Source organism: Rhizobacter sp. P2_G4 (assembly GCF_056403575.1).
Window position 1 is genome coordinate 548,289 of record NZ_JBFUFG010000002.1, and the last position, 19,623, is coordinate 567,911.

Here is a 19,623-nt window from a genome sequence, read left to right on the forward strand (position 1 = left end):
GCGAGCGCGGCGAAGCGTGACCGAGCCACGCCCGTGGATCCGGCTCCGCCGGTCCATTAGGCGGCGCCCCTTGGGGGCAGGAGCGGAAGCGACTGGGGGGCTCTATCGGACCACCAGCACCGGCACCTTGCTGTGCGTGAGCACCTTCTGTGTCTCGCTGCCCAGCAGCAGCGCAGTGACGCCGCGGCGGCCGTGCGACGCCATCACGATCAGGTCGCACTCGTGACGACGGGCATGTTCGATGATGGCTTCCCAGGGGTGCAAGGCTTCCACCGTGTGTGCTTCACAAGTCACACCAAGGCCTTCCGCCGATTCGCGCACGGTCTTCACGCGGACGGAGGCGATGCGCTCCTGAGCGTCGAAGAACTCCTGCGGCGGCGTGGGCTGCATCTCGGAGATGGCGCTGTAGGGGAACGGCTCTTTCACACTCAGCGTGTACAGCTTGGCGCCGACCGACTTGGCCAGCCCGATGGCTGCGTCGACCGCCTTGCCGGTGATCTCTGAGCCGTCGGTCGGAACCAGAATGCGGTTGAACATGATGGTCTCCTGAAATGAACGGGAGCGTTCAGTCGCGAACTTAGTCCGATGGCCCGCCCCGGTCAACGTGGATCGGCGGCTTTCATGGCGTAGGTCAATGCCTACCCGCGAGCCATGGGGCGCGAGGGGTCACTGGACCATTCGCTCCACGAGCCCGGGTAGAGCGCGGTGGTGCCCAGGCCCGCCACTTCCATCGCCAGCAGGTTGTGGCAGGCCGTCGCACCTGAACCGCATTGCTGCACCACCGGCCGGCCGTCGAGCAACGGGCTGAATTCGGCACGCAGTTGCTCGGCGGGTTTGAAGCGGCCGTCGGGCAGGAGGTTGTCCTTGAAGAAGCGGTTGACGGCACCGGGAATGTGGCCAGCCACCGCATCGAGCGGCTCCACGTCGCCGCGGTAGCGCTCGGGAGCGCGGGCGTCGATCACCAGCACCTCGTTCAGGCGAGCCTGCAGTTGCTGTGCGTCGAGGGTGGGCAGGCCGGGCGGCTGCGATGGATAAGGCGTAACCGGGGCGGGCGTGGGCACATCTGTGGTCAGCGTGCCGCCGGCCTGTTGCCATGCGGCCAGCCCGCCGTCGAGCAAGGCCACGTCGGCATGGCCCATCCAGCGCAATACCCACCAGGCGCGTGCCGCATACATGCCGCCCTGACGGTCGTAGGCGATGACGGGTATGCCGGGTGCGACGCCGATGTGGCCCATCCACTGCGCGTAGGCCGCGCGTTCGCGCAAGGGGTGGCGGCCGTTGCGGCCGGTCTTCGGGCCTGACAGATCGCGCTCCAGGCTCACGTACAGCGCCTGGGGCAGATGGCCCTCGCGGTAGCTGCGTTCACCGGCCGCGGTGTCGACGAGATCGAAGCTGCAGTCGAGCACCACGAGAGGGCTCTTGGAATCCAGCATCCGGCGCAGTTCGGCCGCGGTGATCAAGGGGTGCATGGCTCAGCTTTCCGAGAAGGTGGATGTGTCCGATGGCGCAGACTTGCTGCGCAACAAGGTAGCTGCCAGGCCGGAGCTGACGATCAGCGCCATGCCCAGCAGCGACAGCAGCGTCACCTTGTCGTTGAACAGCAGCACACCATAGCCAAACGAAAACGCGATGCCCAGGTACTGCAGGCTGGCGTTCACCAGCAGCTTGCCGGTGCCGTAGGCGCGTGTCATTAGCATCTGTGCGGTGGTGGCCAGCACCCCCACGGCGAGCAGCAGTCCGACCCCGCGCCAGGTGTGTGCATGGAAGCCGGTCCACACGCTCGCGAGCGCGCCAAGCAGCAAGCCGCCGAGCGAGAAATAGAAGACGATGCGGTAAACAGGTTCGCCGGCCCGGCCCATGGCGGTGACCTGCATGTAGGCGGTGGCGGCAATCATTCCCGACAGCAGGCCGATCAGGCCGTGCCAGAGCTGGTTCTGTTCGATCGTCGGCCGCAGGATGCAGGCCACGCCACCAAACCCCAGCAGCACGGCGGCAATCAAGCGGCCATCGACGCGCGAGGTGCCCAGCATCACGGCGCCACCGATCAGGAACAGCGCCATCCATACCGACGACATGTAGTTCAGCGTCATCGCCGTGGCCAGCGGCAGGTTGCCGATGGAATAGAACCACAGGCCGAGCGCGATCACACCGCTCAGGCTGCGCCAGAAGTGCATCGCCGGGACGGACGTGCGCAGCGTGCCGCCGCGGCGCCAGGTGATGAACGCCAGCGCGGTGGCGCCAACCAAGCCGCGGTAGAACACGATCTCGCCGGTCTCGTACAGCTCGGAGGCGAGCTTCACGCACACGCTCATCGTGGCGAACAGGAACGACGCCAGGATCATCAGCACGGGGGCTGGCAATGCGCCGATTCCGCTGTCAACGGACAGGTCGACAGCTCCCCGCATGGCGCGTGACCAGGCAGGGATCCGCACTCGGCTGCTCAGGCGCCGACGTTGTTCAGCCACGGAAATTCAAGGTGCGTCGGTACCACGCATGGAATTGCTCCATGCCGTCTTCCATCGGAGATTGGTACGGCCCGGCTTCGTTGTCGCCGCGCTCGTACAAGGCCTTGCGGCCGGCGTCCATGCGCACGGCGATCTCGTCGTCTTCGACGCAGGTCTCCATGTAGGCAGCCTGCTCGGCTTCGACAAACTCGCGCTCGAAGGCGGCGATCTCCTCGGGATAGAAGAACTCCACCACGTTGAGCGTCTTCTGCGGCCCTTTGGGATAGAGCGTGGACACCACCAACACGTGCGGGTACCACTCCACCATGATGTTCGGGTAGTAAGTGAGCCAAATCGCGCCGTGTTTCGGTGGCTCGCCATTGCGGAAGGCCAGCACGGCGTCATGCCATTTGCGGTAGGTGGTCGACCCGGCCTTGGCCAGTGCGTTGTTGGCGCCCACCGTCTGCACGGAGTGGTGCTTGCCGAACTCCCACGCCAGGTCTTCGCAGCTCACGAACTGGCTCAGGCCGGGGTGGAAGGGGCCGACGTGGTAGTCCTCCAGGTAAACCTCGATGAAGGTCTTCCAGTTGTAGTCGCACTCGTGCATGCGCACGCGGTCGAGCACGTAGCCGGAGAAGTCGAGGTCGGCACGTGGGCCGATGGCCGACAGCTCGGCGGCCACGTCACGGCCGTTGTCTTCGAAGATCAGGCCGTTCCACTGGCGTGTCTTGTAGGTATTCAAGTGCAGGCACGGGTCTTGCGCAAAGTGCGGCGCGCCGATGAGTTGGCCCTTCAGGTCGTAGGTCCAGCGGTGAAGCGGGCAAACGATGTTCTGGCCCGTGTGGCCACGGCCGCGCAGCATCACCGACTGGCGGTGGCGGCAGACGTTGGAGATCAGCTGAATGCCCTGGGCCGTGCGAACCAGTGCGCGGCCTTCGCCTTCTTGAGGCAGGGCGTAGTGATCGCCTATCTCGGGCACCGCCAGCGCGTGCCCGAGATAGCGCGGGCCATGCTGGAAGATGAGCTCCATCTCGCGGCGATGGAGATCGTCGTCGAAGTAGGCAGAGACAGGGAGTTGGGCGCCTTGGCGCTCGAGAGAGGAGAGAGCGAGGCTCAGGTCAGACATGATCCCGAGATTTCCTATGACCGATGTGAACGTGCCACCCGAGTAACGCCAGCGGGTGGGATGTTTTCGCTGCGCACGGCGCGGACGGGGTGAACCCAGTCATTCAGCGAAGGCCGAATTGTACCCATGGGGTCAATACCCTTCTTCCGGCTTCCCTACCTTTGGACGATGTGTGTCGAACTGCTGAACTGGTGTGTTCAGGCAACGCTCAGCTGCAACCGGCTGACTACAATCCTCTCTTTACTTTCGCAAGATGGCCCGTACACCTATCGCACCGATCACCAGCCCCGAGCCCGCCAGTTACGAACAGGCCCTGGCCGAACTGGAATCACTGGTGGCTGCCATGGAAGGCGGCCAGCTGCCCCTCGACGGCCTGCTGCAGAGCTACAAGCGTGGCGCCGATCTGCTGAACTACTGCCGCGAGCGCCTGCAAGCCGTGGAGTCGCAGGTCAAGGTGCTTGAAGAGGGTCAATTGAAGCCGTGGAAAAAGGAATGACGCAGGTCGATTTCGATAGCTGGTCGCGAATCCAGCTCGACAGCGTCGAGTCGGCACTGTCGGCCTGGGTGCCGGGCATGGCACCCGCCGGACTCGGCCAGGCCATGCGCTATGGCGTTCTCGACGGCGGAAAGCGCTTGCGCCCGCTGCTCGTGCTCGCAGCGGCACAAGCAGTCGATGGCCCCAATGAGGCGGCCCTGCGCGCCGCCTGCGCCGTGGAACTGATCCATGCGTATTCGCTGGTTCACGACGACATGCCTTGCATGGACAACGACGTGCTTCGCCGTGGCAAGCCCACGGTGCACGTGCAGTTCGGCGAAGCACAGGCCATGCTGGCCGGTGACGCCATGCAGGCGCTGGCCTTCGAGGTGCTCACGCCCGACGAAGGTGTGGAGCCTGCTTTGCAAGCCCGTCTCTGCTCGCTGCTGGCCCGCTCGGCAGGCCACGCCGGCATGGCCGGCGGCCAGGCGATCGACCTCGCCAGCATCGGTGTCTCACTGGACGAGCAGGCCTTGCGCGACATGCATCACCGCAAGACCGGAGCCTTGTTACAGGCCAGCGTGTTGATGGGTGCGGCCTGTGGGGATTGCGCTGGCCAGGCTTGGCAGGCATTGGCCGACTACGGAGACGCGGTGGGCCTGGCGTTCCAGGTGGTCGACGACATCCTCGACGTGACCCAGGCCTCTGAAACACTGGGCAAGACGGCCGGCAAGGACATGCACAACAACAAGCCGACCTACGTGACGGTGCTCGGCCTCGAAGCCGCCCGGCGCCACGCCAGGGAGCTGCGGGAAAACGCACACGCGGCGCTGGCCCGCAGTGGTCTGGAGGACGTGACTTGGCTCAGCCAGCTGGCCGATCGCGTGGTGGAAAGGGAGAGCTAATAATGAAACGACCCCACGGTCACTTTGTTCACTGCCCGTCGGAAAGGGCGCCTCGGTTCCTTGCGGCGGCCAGTCGGCACTGACATGAACCACGACCTGCTCAACACCATCCAGAGCCCGGCCGACTTGCGCCGACTGTCCCGGCCTGAGCTCAAGCAGCTGGCCGTGGAGCTGCGCGACTACGTGCTGCAAAGCGTGTCGCAGACCGGCGGCCACCTCTCGTCCAACCTCGGTACCGTGGAGCTGACGATCGCGCTGCACCATGTGTTCAGCACGCCGGACGACCGCCTGATCTGGGACGTGGGCCATCAGACCTACCCGCACAAGATCCTCACCGGCCGGCGCGAGCGCATGGCCTCGCTGCGGCAGATCGGCGGGTTGTCAGGCTTCCCGCGGCGCAGCGAGAGTGAGTACGACACCTTCGGCACGGCGCATTCGTCCACCTCGATCTCGGCAGCGCTCGGCATGGCCGTTGCCGCCAAGATTCGCGGCGAAGAGCGGCGGTCCGTGGCCGTGATCGGCGATGGCGCGATGACCGCCGGCATGGCCTTCGAGGCGCTCAACAACGCCGGCTACGTGCATGAAGGGATCGGGCAGGCCAACATGCTGGTGGTGCTGAACGACAACGACATGTCGATCTCGCCACCGGTGGGCGCGCTCAACCGCTACCTGGCCCGTTTGATGAGCGGCAAGTTCTACGCCGCTGCGCGCGACACCGCCAAGACGGTGCTGAAGAACGCGCCTCCGCTGTTCGAGCTGGCGCGCCGTTTCGAGGAGCACGCCAAGGGCATGGTCGTGCCCGGCACCATCTTCGAGGAATTCGGCTTCACTTATTTCGGCCCGATCGACGGTCACGACCTCGATTCGCTGGTGCCCACGCTCGAGAACCTGCGCGACATGAAGGGCCCGCTCTTCTTGCATGTGGTGACCAAGAAAGGCATGGGCTACAAGCTCGCCGAGGCTGACCCGGTGGCCTACCACGGCCCGAGCAAGTTCAACCCCGCCGAAGGCTTGAAGAAGCCGACCACGCCGCCCAAGACCACGTTCACGCAGGTGTTCGGCCAGTGGCTGTGCGACATGGCCGAAGCCGATCCGCGCCTGATCGGCATCACGCCGGCCATGCGCGAGGGCTCCGGCATGGTCGAGTTCGAACAGCGTTTCCCGAAGCGCTATTTCGACGTGGGCATTGCTGAGCAGCATGCCGTGACTTTTGCTGCGGGCCTGGCTTGCGAGGGCATGAAGCCGGTGGTGGCGATCTATTCGACCTTCCTGCAGCGCGCCTACGACCAGCTGATCCACGACGTCGCCATCCAGAACTTGCCGGTGGTCTTCGCGCTCGACCGCGCGGGCCTGGTGGGTGCCGACGGAGCGACGCATGCGGGCGCCTACGACATCGCTTTCCTGCGTTGCATTCCGGGCATGAGCTTGCTCGCGCCGGCCGATGAGAAGGAATGCCGCCAGGCGCTCACGGCCTCCTTCCGCCAAGACCACCCGACCGCCGTGCGCTATCCGCGTGGCGCAGGCGCCGGCACTGTCGTTGACTCGACGCTCGAGGCCATGCCCTGGGGCAAGGGCGAAGTGCGCCGCCAGGGTGAACGTATCGCCATCCTTGCGTTCGGCACGATGCTGTATCCGGCCCTGGCAGCCGCAGAGAATCTGGGCGCCACCGTCGCGAACATGCGGTTCATCAAGCCGCTGGATGTCGCCCTGGTGACTGAATTGGCGCGCAGCCATGATGCAATCGTCACGGTGGAAGAAGGCTGCCTCATGGGCGGTGCAGGCAGTGCCGTGATGGAGGCACTACAAGCCGCCCGCATCGAGGTGCCGGTGTTGAGTCTGGGCTTGCCCGATGAGTTCATCGAGCATGGAGATCCCGCCAAGCTTCTCAGCTTGTGTGGCCTGGACGCTGCGGGCATCGAGCAATCGATTCTCAAGCGCTTCGGTGCACGGCCTGCGCTGTTGCGGCCCGCGGCCAGTCGTTAGGAAGTCTCGTCTCCAAGCCCTTTGGGCGGCAGGGCGCTTCGATTGCTGTCATCCTCTCGAGCCTGACAGTGGAATCAGACCGCCACGCACGCGGCTGAGAGGTTGCTATGAATCACATGACCGACATGAAGAACGCGTTGAAAGACACGCTGCACATTCCCGACACGCAAAGCGAGCGCGACGAGCGGCACCTGGCCATTCAGCGCGTCGGCGTGAAGGATGTGCGCTACCCCTTGACGCTTCGCACCGGCACCACCACGCAGCCCAGCATCGGCGTGTGGGACCTCGACGTGGCGCTGCCGGCCGAACAGAAGGGCACGCACATGTCGCGCTTCGTGGCCTGGCTCGATGCGCTGAACGAGCCGCTCGATGCCGCTTCGCTGCGGGTGCACTTCACAGCCATGCTCGAGAAGCTGCACGCCACTGAAGGCCGCATCGAAGTACGCTTCCCGTTCTTCATCCGCAAGCGCGCGCCGGTGTCAGGCCTCGAGAGCCTGCTCGACTACCAAGGCAGCTGGGTTGCCGAATCACGCAACGGCCAGGCCGTGGTGTGGTCGCAGGTGGTGGTGCCGGTGAAGTCGCTGTGCCCGTGCTCCAAGGAAATTTCCGACTACGGCGCGCACAACCAGCGCTCGCACGTGACCATCCGCGCCGAGCTGCTGCAAGACGTGTCGTGGGCCGAACTGGTCCGCTTTGCCGAAGACTCGGCTTCCAGCGAAATCTGGCCGATGCTCAAGCGAGCCGACGAGAAGTGGGTCACCGAGCACGCCTACGAGAACCCCAAGTTCGTCGAAGACCTGGTGCGTGATGTGGCGCTGCTGCTGAACGCCGACAAGCGAATCGGCCGCTACAGCGTGGATGTGGAGAACTTCGAGTCCATCCACAACCACTCTGCTTACGCACGCATAGAACGCTAGCCCGCAGGCGCTTCGCTCCTGCCCCCATCGGCACCAACCAGCGGCCCCTGCAGAGCCGGTTCCGCGGCTGTTGCTTGCTCAGGTAGCATCCGCGCACTTATGAACTGGCCCTACGAACTACAGATAGGTTGGCGCTACACGCGCGCCGGTCGCGCCGGTCGGCGCAACGGTTTCATCTCCTTCATCTCTGGCGTGTCGATGCTGGGCATTGCGCTCGGCGTGGCAGCGTTGATCATCGTGCTGTCGGTGATGAACGGCTTCCAGAAAGAAGTGCGCGACCGCATGCTATCGGTGGTGGCTCACGTCGAGGTGTCGGACCTGATGGGTGGCGGCTTGACCGATTGGCAAGCCACGGCAGCCAAGGCGCGGCAGAACCCACAGGTCATCGGCGCAGCGCCCTTCGTTGCTGCACAAGCCTTGATCGCACGCGGCGACGACATGCGCGGAGCCGTGGTGCGCGGCATCTCGCCGAACGACGAGGCCACGGTGACCGACCTCGCTGCACAGCTGAAGAACACAACGCTCGCCAAGCTCACGCCCGGCAGCTGGGGCATCGTGCTCGGCATCGAACTCGCACACTCGCTTGGCGTGAAAGAAGGCGACAACGTCACCATCGTCGCGCCCGGTGGGCAGGTCACGCCGGCCGGTGTGGTGCCGAGGCTGAAGCAGCTCACGGTGGTGGGTACCTTCGATTCAGGCCACTACGAGTACGACAGCACGCTCGCGCTGATCCATCTTGACGATGCGTCTCGGCTCTTTCGCGTGGACGGCCCGACCGGCATTCAACTGCGCCTGACCGATCTGCACCAGGCGCCGGTCGTGGCCGCCGAGCTGGCGCAGTCGCTTGGCCCGCAGGTGGCCGTGCGCGACTGGACGCGCACCAACCGCAACTGGTTCGCCGCGGTGCAACTCGAGAAACGGCTGATGTTCATCATCCTGACGCTGATCGTCGCGGTGGCGGCGTTCAACCTCGTCTCCACCTTGGTGATGACCGTGACCGACAAGCGTGCCGACATCGCGATCCTGCGCACGCTGGGCGCGAGCCCGCGTTCCATCATGGGCGTGTTCATGGTGCAGGGCGCTGCTTCTGGCGTCATCGGCACGCTGGCTGGCGTTCTCTTCGGCCTGCTGATCGCCTTCAACATCGACGTCATCGTGCCCTTCATTGAATCGGCGCTGCACACGAGCTTCCTGCCGAGCAGCATCTACCTCATCAGCCGCATGCCGAGCGAGCCGCAATCGGCCGACATCCTCCCCATCACACTCATCTCGCTGGTCTTGTCGTTCGTGGCCACGCTGTACCCGAGCTGGCGCGCAAGCCGCGTGCAGCCGGCCGAGGCGCTGCGCTATGAATGAAGCCAAGGGTGTGGTGATCGAGGCCAAAGGCCTGCACAAGCGTTTCAGCGAAGGCGGGCTCGACGTGAACGTTCTGCAGGGCGTGGACCTCACCGTGCAGCAGGGTGAAACGGTGGCCATCGTCGGAGCCTCGGGGTCCGGCAAGAGCACGCTGCTGCACCTGCTCGGCGGGCTGGAGGCGCCCACGCAGGGCAAGGTGCGCCTGGCCGGCCGCGACTTCTCCGAGATGAGCCCTGCAGCGCAGGGCGACTGGCGCAACCAACAACTCGGCTTCGTCTACCAGTTCCACCACCTGCTGCCCGAGTTCACCGCGCTTGACAACGTGGCCATGCCACTGCGCATCCGCCGGGTGGCCAAGCCCGAAGCCCGCGCGCAGGCGCAGGCGGTGCTGGCCCAGGTGGGCCTCGCGGGGCGTGTCGACCACCGGCCGGCGCAGTTGTCGGGCGGCGAGCGCCAGCGCGTCGCCATCGCCCGTTCACTGGCCGGACGACCCGCCTGTGTGCTGGCCGACGAGCCAACCGGCAACCTAGACCGCGGTACGGCCAACGGCGTGTTCGAGCTGATGCTGGGCCTGGCTCGCGAGCAGAACATGGCCGTCGTGATGGTCACGCACGACGAGTCGCTGGCGGTTCGCTGCGACCGCGTGTTGCACCTCAATCTCGGTCGGCTTCAGGCCTGACTGGAGCCGCCGCCTCACGGTGGTGCGCGCTTCTCGATCTTGGTGCGTATGAAGGCACGGCACGCCGCTGCAGCGCTGGCACCGAAGTTGCTCGCTTGATCTTCGAGAGAGGCGACGCATGCAGTGCGATCGCTGATCAGCAAAGACCGCTAGGGTTCCGAGCTTCAGGCAACTGAAGCTGTCTGGTCCGAGAGCAGTCGGCCACACGAAAGTGCGGCTCCACGGAGGGACAAAAGCCCGGGAGGAAGCGGTCATGCCGTTGCCTCTCGCGTTTTTGTCTCACGAACAGTCTCACGACTTCAGGAGCCCGCCGTGTCTGCACCCCCTTCGTCACCTCGACGACCGTCCCTGTGGGTCATCGCCGGCGCGCTGTCGCGGCGCCAGTACTGGATGTTCGCGGCCATCGGGCTGCTCGTACCCCTTGCCCTCTGGGCGGTCCTGTCGGCCTCCGGTTGGGTCGACACCGTGTTCCTGCCTGGCCCGATGAAGGTGTTCACGCGCCTGAACACCTGGCTGCTCGAAGACGACCTGATGACCGACGCAGGCATCAGCATCTACCGCGTGGTGATCGGCTTCCTGCTGTCGGCAGTGCTGGCGCTGCCGATCGGCCTGCTGATCGGCGCCTTCCGCCCGGTGGAGGCCTTGCTGGAGCCGCTGACCGACTTCATCCGCTACATGCCGGCGGTCGCGTTCATTCCGCTGGTGATGCTGTGGTTCGGCATCGAAGAGAGCGCCAAGATCTCGATCATCTTCATCGGCACCTTCTTTCAGATGGTGCTGATGGTGGCGGAGAACGTGCGCCTCGTTCCGCGCGCGCAGATCGAGGCCGCGCAAACCATGGGTGCCTCGCGTGAAGAGATCATCCGCCTCGTGCTGCTGCAGTCGGCCAAGCCGGCCATTCTCGACACGCTGCGCATCACGATGGGCTGGGCCTGGACCTACCTCGTCGTGGCCGAACTGGTCGCTGCCAACTCAGGCATCGGCTACTCGATCCTAAAGGCCCAGCGCTACCTCAAGACCGACACCATCTTCGGCGGGATCATTCTCATCGGCGTGATCGGCCTGCTGATGGACCAGGCCTTCCGGTGGCTGCACCGCCGGGCCTTCCCTTACATGCACCGCCGGGGATAAGCACCATGAAGAATGAAATCGTCCCCAGCAAAGTCGAAATTCGCCACCTGGGCAAGGTCTACGACGGCAGTGCCAGCAGCACGCCTGCGCTGCAAGACGTCAACCTCTCGGTCGAGCACAACGAGTTCATCACGCTGGTCGGTGCATCCGGTTGCGGCAAGTCGACGCTGCTGCGCATCCTCGCGGGGCTCGAGTACGCCACCTCCGGTGAGGCCTACTGCGACGGAAAGTTGATCGACGGCCCCGGTGCCGAGCGCGCGATGGTGTTCCAGCACTACAGCCTCTACCCCTGGCTCTCGGTGCTCGGCAACATCAAGTTCAGCCGCAGCCTCAAGGCGAACCGTGGCGAGATCACATCGTCCGACGTCGAAGCCGCGGCCGGCCGCGCCGATGCCTTGCTGAATCTGATCGGCCTCGACAAGGTCGCCAACTCGTACCCCAACCAGCTCTCGGGCGGCATGCAGCAGCGCGTAGCCATTGCGCGGGCCTTGCTCGGCCGGCCGTCGATGCTGCTGATGGACGAGCCCTTCGGTGCGCTCGACGCGCAGTCGCGCGAGGTCATGCACGACATGATCCTGCACATCCACCGCATCGAGAAGACCACCATCGTCTTTGTCACGCACGACGTGGAAGAGGCCATCTACCTCGGCCAGCGCGTGGTGCTGATGGAGCCGCGCCCCGGGCGCATCCACAGCATCTACCCGGTGCCGCTGCCGCGCTCGCGTGACCAGGACATGAAGCACACCGCGCCGTTCCGCGAGCTCAAGGCCGAGATCCTGGCGCGCATCCGCGAGAGCTCGGGCATGGCGACCGATCTCGAATTGCTCGACAAGCTGTGCGCACGAAGCTCGGCGCTCTGATCACCCCATGACCACCATGCAAACCAGTTTCGACAACCTGACGGCACTTGCCCGCGCGGCAGTACCCGACACCTCCACCCGTTTCTCGCCCGATCTCGTGCTCTGGGAAGACACCATTCCCGGCGGCGCCCATTGGTCGGGCCGAGTGAACCGCGGCACCACGCTGCGCTTCACCGACACACACGGTGCGGCGAATCTGTCGGCGCTGTTCTTCAACTTCGAGCTGATGACCGAGCGCTACAACATGCCCGACACCGTGAAGGCGCAGCACACCGCGTTTCTCACACGCGGCCATGCGCTGTACTCCGACATGGGCCGCGTGCTGTGCTCCATCCCTGAAGACAGCTGCGGGTGGCACGACACCGTGTGTGGCCTGCTCGACGACGAGCGTTCGCAAGCCAAGTACGGCGAAGCGCGTTACCAGGAACACCGCAACGCCATGCACCGCAACGGGCGCGATGGCATGCTGATCGAGCTCGGCAAGTGGGGCCTCGGCAAACGAGACCTCGTGGCCAACGTCAACTTCTTCAGCAAGGCCGCGGCCGATGAAGACGGTGTGCTGCGCTTCGACGCGTCGCACCGCCAGCCCGGCCAGTACGTCGACCTCCGCTTTGAGATGAATGCGCTCGTCGTGCTGTCGGCTGCGCAGCATCCGCTCGACCCTGCGCCCACCTACGACCCGAAGCCGGTGCAGGTGACCGCCTGGCGCTCCGGCACAGCCGGTGCCGACGACGTCTGCCGCCGTTCCTGCGCCGAGAACGACCGCGGCTTCATCAACACCGAGCGATGGTTCCTTTGAACGCTCTCACCCACGCACATCAAGAGAACGCCATGCCGATACAAATCGTTGAGAGCGCATTGAAGCCTGAATATGCTGTGCTGGACCAGGTCTGCGCAGCCGGTGAACCGTGGATGGGTCGCGTCGCCAAGGGCCAGGTGCTGCGCATCACCGACCTCGAAGGCAACCAGGCCGTCGATGCGCTGTTCTACAACGCGGCCGACCCGAGCGAGCGCTACAGCCTCACCCACACCATCCAGGCGCAGGGTGCGCTGTACCTCGGCATGGGCACGCGGATCATGTCGAGCGAAGGCCGACCGCTGCTCACCATCGTCGCCGACACCTGCGGCCGCCACGACACGCTGGGCGGTGCCTGTGCTTGCGAGAGCAACGCCGTGCGCTACGCGCTCGAGAAGCGCTACATGCACAGCTGCCGCGACAACTTTCTCACCGCCATCGCGCGTGACGCGGCGAGCCTCACGCCCAGCGGCCTCACCAAGCGTGACATCACCTCCAACATCAACTTCTTCATGAACGTGCCGGTGACGCCGCAAGGCAAGCTGAGCTTCGAAGATGGCATCTCGGCACCCGGCAAATACGTCGAGATGCGCGCCGAGATGGACGTGGTGGTGCTGGTCTCCAACTGCCCGCAACTCAACAACCCCTGCAACGCCTTCAACCCGACGCCGGTGCGCTTTCTGGTGTGGGACGCCCTGGCCTGAGATGGCCTTGGATGGCCGCTTCGCCCGTCGGACGACCGACGCGCATTCCTCGATCCGCAGGACGACCTGCCTTCACTGAACCGTCGTCATGTTCAACAAAGTCCTGATCGCCAACCGCGGTGCGATTGCCTGCCGCATCATCCGCACCCTCAAGCGCATGGGCGTGACCTCGGTGGCGGTGTATTCCGAAGCCGATGCCGAATCGCTGCACGTCGCGATGGCCGACGAGTCGGTGTGCATCGGCCCGGCCGCCGTGAGCGCGAGCTACCTCTCGATGCAGACGCTGATCGACGCGGCATTGAAGACCGGTGCGCAGGCCATTCATCCCGGCTACGGCTTCCTGTCCGAGAACGCGGCCTTCGTTGAACTCTGCGAGAGCGCCGGCCTCGTGTTCCTCGGGCCCACGCCGCAGCAGATGCGCCTCTTCGGGCTCAAGCACACCGCACGTGCACTGGCTGATTCGTCGGGCGTGCCGCTGCTGCCCGGCAGTGGCCTGCTGGCCGACTTGGGCGAAGCGCTCGAACGCGCCGCGGCCATCGGCTACCCGGTGATGCTGAAGAGCAGTGCGGGCGGCGGTGGCATCGGCATGCAGATGTGCGCTGGTGCCGACGAGTTGCGCGCCGCATTCGAATCGGTGCGACGTTTGGCGCACGCTAACTTCTCGGATGGCGGCGTGTTCATCGAGCGCTACATCAGCGATGCACGGCACGTCGAGGTGCAGGTGTTCGGCGACGGCATTGGCCATGTCATCGCGCTCGGCGAGCGCGACTGTTCGCTGCAGCGGCGCAACCAGAAGGTGGTGGAAGAAACACCCGCACCGCATCTGCGCGCCGATGTGCGTGAGGCCCTGTTGTCCACGGCCTGCCGGCTGGCACAGGCTGCGTCTTACCGCTCGGCGGGCACGGTGGAATTCGTTGTCGACGCCGCGACGCAGGAGTTCTTCTTTCTCGAGGTGAATGCGCGGCTGCAGGTCGAGCACGGTGTGACCGAAGCGGTGACCGGCATCGACATCGTCGAGTGGATGGTGAAGCTTGGGGCAGGCGATCTGGCGCCTTTGGCGTCGATGAAAGTCGAGCCGCGCGGCCACGCCATCCAGGCCCGGCTGTACGCCGAAGACCCGGCCAAGAACTTCCAGCCGTCGACCGGCGTGCTGACCGAGGTCGTCTTTCCGCCCGGCATCCGTGTCGACACCTGGATCGAGCGCGGCACCGAGGTCAGCTCGCACTACGACCCGATGCTGGCCAAGCTCGTGGTGCATGGCAGCGACCGCGCCGATGCACTCGCAAAGCTGTCGAGCGCCTTGAGCGAGACACGCGTCGCCGGCCTCGAATCGAACCTCGATTACCTGCGCGCCGTGATGTCGTTCGCGCCCTTCGCCGAGGGCCGCCACACCACCCGCAGCCTCGCTTCGTTCACGGCCGAAAGCCGTGCGTTCGACGTGCTCAGCCCCGGCGTGCAGACCTCCGTGCAAGACTGGCCCGGCAGGCTCTGGTACTGGAATGTCGGCGTGCCGCCTTCGGGCCCGATGGATGCGCTGGCGCTGCGCCTGAGCAACCGGCTCGTCGGCAACGCCCCGGGCGATGCGGCGCTCGAGATCACCGTCGCCGGGCCGACCTTGCGCTTTCGCAGCGACCAGCGCGTGGCTGTCACTGGCGCGCCGATGGAGTTGACGCTCGATGGCGCATCCGTCTCGATGAACACGCGGATCGACGTGCGTGCGGGGCAGACGCTGCGCATCGGCCGGCTCACCGGTGCGGGCTGCCGCGCTTACTTGGCAGTCGACGGCGGCATCGACGTGCCGCTGTACCTCGGCAGCCGCTCCACCTTCACGCTCGGCCAGTTCGGCGGACATGGCGGGCGCTTGCTGCGCGCGGGCGATGTGCTTCACGTCGGCACGTCAATACCATCTGCAGCCATGACGGCCGAGGCGGCCGCTGCACTGGCACCGAGCATCGCAACGCACTGGGACATCGGCGTGCTGATCGGCCCGCACGCAGCGCCCGACTTCTTCACATCGGAAGACATCGACGTCTTCTTCTCCACCGACTGGCAGGTTCACTACAACTCCAGCCGCACCGGCGTGCGCCTGATCGGGCCGAAGCCCACCTGGGCACGACGCGATGGCGGCGAGGCCGGGTTGCACCCGTCCAACATCCACGACAACGCCTACGCCATCGGCGCGATTGATTTCACCGGCGACATGCCGGTGATCCTCGGCCCCGACGGGCCGAGCCTCGGTGGCTTCGTCTGCCCTGCGACCGTTGTGCAGGCCGAGTTGTGGAAGCTCGGGCAGCTGTCGCCCGGCAACACCGTGCGCTTCAAGCCGATGACGCTCGATGAGGCCACGACACTGGCACAGGCGCAGGACGCCGCGCTGCGGCTCGAACCCGTTCAGCCCTTGGCCTTGCCGCCTGCGAAGAGTCGCCCTCAAGATGCCGCGGTGCTTCACCGCACGCCGGCTGCGGGTGACCGCGTCGAGGTCGTCTACCGCCGCGCAGGCGATGCGTATGTGCTCGTCGAGTTCGGTGAACTGAAGCTCGACCTCACGCTGCGCTTTCAAGTGCACGCGCTGATGACCTTGCTCGAAGCCTGGCGCGCAGAAGGGCGCTTGCCCGGCATCGTCGACCTGACGCCGGGCATCCGCTCGCTGCAGGTTCACTACGACGGCGCGCAGCTGCCGCTGCCCCATCTGCTGGACCACTTATTGGCAGCGCAGGACCAGCTCGGTGCCGCGGCCGACATCGAGGTGCCGAGCCGCACCGTATGGCTGCCGCTGTCATGGGACGACCCCGCCACCCGCCTCGCGATCGACAAGTACATGCAGTCGGTGCGTGCCGACGCGCCCTGGTGCCCGAGCAACATCGAGTTCATCCGCCGCATCAACGGCCTGGCTGACCAGCAGGCCGTGCTCGACATCGTGTTCGCGGCGCGCTACATGGTGTTGGGCCTGGGCGACGTGTACCTCGGCGCGCCGGTGGCCACGCCGCTCGACCCGCGGCACCGGCTCGTCACCACTAAGTACAACCCGGCGCGCACCTGGACGCCGGAGAACGCGGTGGGCATCGGCGGTGCCTACCTCTGCGTGTACGGCATGGAAGGCCCGGGCGGCTACCAGTTCGTCGGCCGCACGGTGCAGATGTGGAACCGCTGGCGCAGCACCTCGCACTTCGAGCCCGGCAAGCCCTGGCTGCTGCGATTCTTCGACCAGATCCGCTTCTATCCGGTGAGTGCCGACGAGCTGCTCACACTGCGCCGCGACTTCATCGCCGGGCGCGCTTCGCTGCGTGTGGAAGAGGGCAGCTTTCGGTTGTCGGACTACGAGCGATATCTCCGCGACGAGGCACCATCCATCGAGTGGTTCAAGCGCACGCAGCAGGCCGCGTTCGAGGACGAGCGTGAGCGCTGGCGCATCGCGGGTTTGTCCGAGGCCGCGCAAGACGCCGCTGCAGTGGACGACGAAACCGCGTCCAACATCGCAGCGAACTTCGATGGCGAAGTCGTCGGCTCACAGGTCTCGGGCGGCGTGTGGGCGGTGCTGGTGAAAGCCGGCGATGTGGTGACCGCCGGCCAGGCGCTGGTTGTCGTCGAGTCGATGAAGATGGAGATCACCGTCCACGCGCMGTGCAGCGGCCGCATCGAGCGGCTCATGTGCAGCGCCGGCCAGCCGGTGACTGCGGGTCAGGCGCTGGTGCTGATGAATCCCGCGTAATCCGGAGTGATGGCGTGCGTCAGCTTGAAGCGCAATGCGTCGATGCGCTTTGGTGCAACACCGCGCACCAAGCCGGACCAGTGGTGCGCACTCTCGCCCTCAATCGGCGAATCGAACGCGTGATCTCTGCAAAGCACCTTGGCATGCGCTTTGCTCAACTCCCTGCGCAGGTAGAGCGGTTTCGGATGTCGCAAGACATTCGCAAAGCTCTTGCGCAGGGGCACTAGGGTTCCGATCGGCGAGCATGAGTTCGTCGGTGGCTGGTCCGAGAGTGTCCCGGCCCCGATGGCCCCTGCATCGAGGCTCCACGGAGGGATAAAAGCCCGGGAGAGCGACGTTTTGATCGTCTCTTCCTGCGCACGTCCCATCATTCAGGAGCCCTCTCATGCAATCGCTTCGCCTCGCTGCCCGTACCCCCGGTGCCCAGTCGCCCTTCCGCCGCTGGGTCGCCTCGCTGGTCAAGCCGCTCGCCGGCCTGACGCTGTCCATGGTTGCAGCCTCGGCATTTGCCGCTGGCCCTGCGACGATGAAGATCGGCACCGTGATCTGGATCGGTTACGGCCCGTTCTATGTTGCCGACGCGCTCGACCTTTACAAGAAGTACAACCTCAAGGTCTCGCTGCAGGTCTTCACCGACCCGGCGCTGATCCCGTCCGCACTTGCCAGTGGAGCGATCGATGGCGCGATGCTCACTTATGACCAGGTGGTCGGCCAGACTGCCGGCATCTCGGTGCAGAAGGTCGTGATGCCGATCGACTACTCGAACGGCGGCGACGCCATCGTGGCGGGCAAGGCCATCACCAAGGTATCGGAGTTCAAGGGCAAGAAGATCGGCTTCAATCCGCTCTCGCCGTCCGACTTCTTGCTGTCGTACGCGCTCAAGACCAACGGGCTGACCGACAAGGACATCACCTCGGTGAACATGACGCCTGAAGCGGTGCCGGCCGCCATGGCCTCGGGCCAGATGCCCATCGGCGTGACCTACGAGCCCAGCCTGTCGCAGATCGTTGGGCAAGACGGCGGCAAGAAGTTCCACGTGGTCTATTCATCGAAGCAGGCGCCAGGCTTGATCGCCGACGTGCTGGTGTTCGACGAGAAGGGCATCAAGGCACGCCCGGCCGACATCACCGGCGTGATGAAGGCTTACGTCGACGCGCTGGCCTACATGAAGGCCAAGCCCGATGAGGCCAACAAGATCATCGGCAAGTTTATGGGTGTGTCGGCCAAGGAGGTCAAGGAACAGCTGAGCGGCGTGTACAACATTCCCGTGGCCGAGATGCCCAAGGCCTTCGTCAAGGCGAAGGAGACGACGTCTTACTACGCCAGCGGCGAGATCATCGGCGAGATCCTCAAGGCCAAGGGGCAGATCAAGGAAGTGCCTGCCGCAGCGAGCACGATGGACGCGCAGTTCGTCAACGCGCTGGTCAAGAAGTAAGCTCATCGCGGGGCGGATTCCCGGCGAGGAATCCGCTCTCACCGGTCCGGTTCACAAGAGGTTCGCATGAGCATCTCGCAGACCTTTCGCTACCCCGATGGCGCAGCACCGAACATCGCCGCGCTCGCCTTCACGCTGCTCGGCTGGCCACTCGGCGTGGCGCTGCTGGTGCTGCCATCGTGGTGGCTCAATGCGCTCGGCTTCGTGCTGGTGGTGTTGACGCTGGTGTGGTCGGCGTACTTCATCCATGAGTTCGCCCACATGGCGATCTTTCGCGATGGGAACGTCAATGCCCGCTGGGGCACGCTGATGACGTGGATCAATGGCAGCTGCTTCGCACCGTTTGCCGACCTGCGCCGCAAGCACATGCGCCACCACGTCGAGCGGGCCGACGTGCTGACCTTCGATGCGCGCGGCTTTCTGCTGCGCTCGCCAGCCTGGTTTCGCAACACTGTCTTGGCACTCGAGTGGGCTTACGTGCCGGCGGTCGAGTTCATCATGCGGGCCTATGTGATCTCGCTGCCATTCATCAACGAGCGCAAGCGCGAACGGCGGCTGCGCATCATCGGCATCGCGCTGGTTCGCGTCGCTGCGTTTGCGCTGCTCGGCTGGCTGTCGCTCAAGGCGCTGCTGCTGTACTTCGCGGCCTACATGGTGTTCATCACCGTGCTGCGCTTTGCCGATTGCTTCCAGCACACCTACGACGCCTATCCCATCCTCGACGACACGCCGATCCCGAAAGACAAGCTACGCGATGCGGCCTACGAGCAGGCCAACACTTTCAGCAACGTCGTCGGCATCGACAGCTTCTGGCTCAACCTGCTGTGGCTGAACTTCGGTTATCACAACGCCCACCACGAGCGGCCCACGTTGCCGTGGTACCGGCTGCCGGCATACCACCGCAAGCTCTATGGCGACGACTATGTGCAGGTCATCCCGGTAAGAGCGCTGCTGAAGAGCTTTCACGTCAACCGGGTGAAGCGCGTGATCTCCGACGACTACGGCGCGGTCGCGCCCCACGGCTCGCCGGGCCGCGCCGATGCCTTCCTGGGCGCGGTGGGCGTGTCGTTCCTCACGGCCGTCTGATCTTGCGCCGGCACGAC

General features: G+C 65.3%; 18 protein-coding genes and 2 riboswitches. Of the genes, 13 read left to right on the plus strand and 5 right to left on the minus strand.

What is annotated here, in order from left to right:
* Positions 1-102: 102 nt before the first annotated feature.
* From AC1DYS_RS08985 to AC1DYS_RS09000, 4 genes are all read right to left on the minus strand, one after another.
* Positions 103-537, minus strand: a complete 435-nt coding sequence (locus AC1DYS_RS08985) for a universal stress protein (protein ID WP_477898154.1) — start codon at positions 535-537, stop codon at positions 103-105.
* A 101-nt stretch (positions 538-638) separates the two neighbouring features.
* The gene (locus AC1DYS_RS08990) at positions 639-1,469 is read right to left on the minus strand and encodes a sulfurtransferase (protein ID WP_477898156.1); all 831 of its coding nucleotides are present in this window, start codon (positions 1,467-1,469) and stop codon (positions 639-641) included.
* Positions 1,470-1,472: 3 nt separating this feature from the next.
* Positions 1,473-2,342, minus strand: coding sequence for a DMT family transporter (locus AC1DYS_RS08995; protein WP_477899593.1), 870 nt, complete (start codon positions 2,340-2,342; stop codon positions 1,473-1,475).
* Positions 2,343-2,457: 115 nt separating this feature from the next.
* Positions 2,458-3,570 carry an aromatic ring-hydroxylating oxygenase subunit alpha gene (locus AC1DYS_RS09000; protein ID WP_477898158.1) on the minus strand — a complete coding sequence of 371 codons (1,113 nt, stop codon included), beginning with the start codon at positions 3,568-3,570 and terminating at the stop codon, positions 2,458-2,460.
* A 253-nt stretch (positions 3,571-3,823) separates the two neighbouring features.
* On the opposite strand from AC1DYS_RS09000, the gene AC1DYS_RS09005 reads away from it, so the two are divergent.
* The 11 genes from AC1DYS_RS09005 (at position 3,824) to uca (ending at position 17,085) form a co-directional block, all read left to right on the plus strand.
* Positions 3,824-4,066, plus strand: a complete 243-nt coding sequence (locus AC1DYS_RS09005; protein WP_047484006.1) for an exodeoxyribonuclease VII small subunit — start codon at positions 3,824-3,826, stop codon at positions 4,064-4,066.
* Positions 4,063-4,950 (plus strand): polyprenyl synthetase family protein, encoded by an 888-nt coding sequence (locus AC1DYS_RS09010; protein WP_477898161.1) that lies wholly within the window; start codon positions 4,063-4,065, stop codon positions 4,948-4,950. Before AC1DYS_RS09005 ends, AC1DYS_RS09010 begins: the two co-directional genes overlap by 4 nt.
* A gap of 84 nt (positions 4,951-5,034) precedes the next feature.
* Positions 5,035-6,933 carry a 1-deoxy-D-xylulose-5-phosphate synthase gene (gene dxs / locus AC1DYS_RS09015; RefSeq protein WP_477898163.1) on the plus strand — a complete coding sequence of 633 codons (1,899 nt, stop codon included), beginning with the start codon at positions 5,035-5,037 and terminating at the stop codon, positions 6,931-6,933.
* 107 nt (positions 6,934-7,040) lie between these two features.
* The gene (gene folE2 / locus AC1DYS_RS09020; RefSeq protein WP_477898165.1) at positions 7,041-7,850 is read left to right on the plus strand and encodes a GTP cyclohydrolase FolE2; all 810 of its coding nucleotides are present in this window, start codon (positions 7,041-7,043) and stop codon (positions 7,848-7,850) included.
* 99 nt (positions 7,851-7,949) lie between these two features.
* Entirely contained in the window at positions 7,950-9,206 is a 1,257-nt protein-coding gene (locus AC1DYS_RS09025; RefSeq protein ID WP_477898167.1) for a lipoprotein-releasing ABC transporter permease subunit, read from the plus strand.
* Positions 9,199-9,885 (plus strand): ABC transporter ATP-binding protein, encoded by a 687-nt coding sequence (locus AC1DYS_RS09030; RefSeq protein WP_477898169.1) that lies wholly within the window; start codon positions 9,199-9,201, stop codon positions 9,883-9,885. The genes AC1DYS_RS09025 and AC1DYS_RS09030 overlap by 8 nt, the downstream gene beginning before the upstream one ends.
* A 138-nt stretch (positions 9,886-10,023) precedes the next feature.
* A riboswitch (guanidine-I (ykkC/yxkD leader) is annotated at positions 10,024-10,131 on the plus strand.
* A gap of 66 nt (positions 10,132-10,197) precedes the next feature.
* Positions 10,198-11,016: an ABC transporter permease gene (locus AC1DYS_RS09035; RefSeq protein WP_477898171.1), complete on the plus strand. Its 819-nt coding sequence runs from the start codon at positions 10,198-10,200 to the stop codon at positions 11,014-11,016.
* A gap of 5 nt (positions 11,017-11,021) precedes the next feature.
* A complete protein-coding gene (locus tag AC1DYS_RS09040; protein WP_477898173.1) occupies positions 11,022-11,876 on the plus strand; it encodes an ABC transporter ATP-binding protein in 855 nt (284 codons plus the stop codon).
* 16 nt (positions 11,877-11,892) lie between these two features.
* Positions 11,893-12,675, plus strand: coding sequence for an urea amidolyase associated protein UAAP1 (locus AC1DYS_RS09045; RefSeq protein ID WP_477899595.1), 783 nt, complete (start codon positions 11,893-11,895; stop codon positions 12,673-12,675).
* A gap of 38 nt (positions 12,676-12,713) precedes the next feature.
* Complete coding sequence (locus AC1DYS_RS09050; protein ID WP_477899597.1) at positions 12,714-13,376, plus strand: urea amidolyase associated protein UAAP2; 663 nt, start codon at positions 12,714-12,716, stop codon at positions 13,374-13,376.
* Between the two features lie 88 nt (positions 13,377-13,464).
* Complete coding sequence (uca, locus tag AC1DYS_RS09055; RefSeq protein WP_477898175.1) at positions 13,465-17,085, plus strand: urea carboxylase; 3,621 nt, start codon at positions 13,465-13,467, stop codon at positions 17,083-17,085.
* Here the strand turns inward: uca and AC1DYS_RS09060 are convergent.
* On the minus strand, positions 17,055-17,309 hold the full coding sequence (locus AC1DYS_RS09060) for a hypothetical protein (protein ID WP_477898177.1): 255 nt from the start codon (positions 17,307-17,309) through the stop codon (positions 17,055-17,057). The two genes, uca and AC1DYS_RS09060, sit on opposite strands and share 31 nt — an antisense overlap.
* Positions 17,298-17,417, plus strand: a riboswitch (guanidine-I (ykkC/yxkD leader). It overlaps the preceding gene by 12 nt.
* Positions 17,418-17,470: 53 nt before the next feature.
* Here AC1DYS_RS09060 and AC1DYS_RS09065 point away from each other — a divergent pair.
* Together AC1DYS_RS09065 and AC1DYS_RS09070 are read left to right on the plus strand one after the other, a co-directional pair.
* A complete protein-coding gene (locus tag AC1DYS_RS09065) occupies positions 17,471-18,520 on the plus strand; it encodes an ABC transporter substrate-binding protein (RefSeq protein WP_477898179.1) in 1,050 nt (349 codons plus the stop codon).
* 66 nt (positions 18,521-18,586) lie between these two features.
* Positions 18,587-19,606, plus strand: a complete 1,020-nt coding sequence (locus AC1DYS_RS09070) for a fatty acid desaturase family protein (RefSeq protein WP_477898181.1) — start codon at positions 18,587-18,589, stop codon at positions 19,604-19,606.
* The last annotated feature ends 17 nt before the right edge of the window (positions 19,607-19,623 follow it).

Excerpts from the sequence above, each read along its gene's own strand:
- AC1DYS_RS08985 (WP_477898154.1), bottom strand. The coding sequence starts at position 537 with ATGTTCAACCGCATTCTGGTTCCGACCGACGGCTCAGAGATCACCGGC.
- AC1DYS_RS08990 (WP_477898156.1), bottom strand. The coding sequence starts at position 1,469 with ATGCACCCCTTGATCACCGCGGCCGAACTGCGCCGGATGCTGGATTCC.
- AC1DYS_RS08995 (WP_477899593.1), bottom strand. The coding sequence starts at position 2,342 with ATGATCCTGGCGTCGTTCCTGTTCGCCACGATGAGCGTGTGCGTGAAG.
- AC1DYS_RS09000 (WP_477898158.1), bottom strand. The coding sequence starts at position 3,570 with ATGTCTGACCTGAGCCTCGCTCTCTCCTCTCTCGAGCGCCAAGGCGCC.
- AC1DYS_RS09005 (WP_047484006.1), top strand. The coding sequence starts at position 3,824 with ATGGCCCGTACACCTATCGCACCGATCACCAGCCCCGAGCCCGCCAGT.
- AC1DYS_RS09010 (WP_477898161.1), top strand. The coding sequence starts at position 4,063 with ATGACGCAGGTCGATTTCGATAGCTGGTCGCGAATCCAGCTCGACAGC.
- dxs (WP_477898163.1), top strand. The coding sequence starts at position 5,035 with ATGAACCACGACCTGCTCAACACCATCCAGAGCCCGGCCGACTTGCGC.
- folE2 (WP_477898165.1), top strand. The coding sequence starts at position 7,041 with ATGAATCACATGACCGACATGAAGAACGCGTTGAAAGACACGCTGCAC.
- AC1DYS_RS09025 (WP_477898167.1), top strand. The coding sequence starts at position 7,950 with ATGAACTGGCCCTACGAACTACAGATAGGTTGGCGCTACACGCGCGCC.
- AC1DYS_RS09030 (WP_477898169.1), top strand. The coding sequence starts at position 9,199 with ATGAATGAAGCCAAGGGTGTGGTGATCGAGGCCAAAGGCCTGCACAAG.
- AC1DYS_RS09040 (WP_477898173.1), top strand. The coding sequence starts at position 11,022 with ATGAAGAATGAAATCGTCCCCAGCAAAGTCGAAATTCGCCACCTGGGC.
- AC1DYS_RS09045 (WP_477899595.1), top strand. The coding sequence starts at position 11,893 with ATGCAAACCAGTTTCGACAACCTGACGGCACTTGCCCGCGCGGCAGTA.
- AC1DYS_RS09065 (WP_477898179.1), top strand. The coding sequence starts at position 17,471 with ATGCAATCGCTTCGCCTCGCTGCCCGTACCCCCGGTGCCCAGTCGCCC.
- AC1DYS_RS09070 (WP_477898181.1), top strand. The coding sequence starts at position 18,587 with ATGAGCATCTCGCAGACCTTTCGCTACCCCGATGGCGCAGCACCGAAC.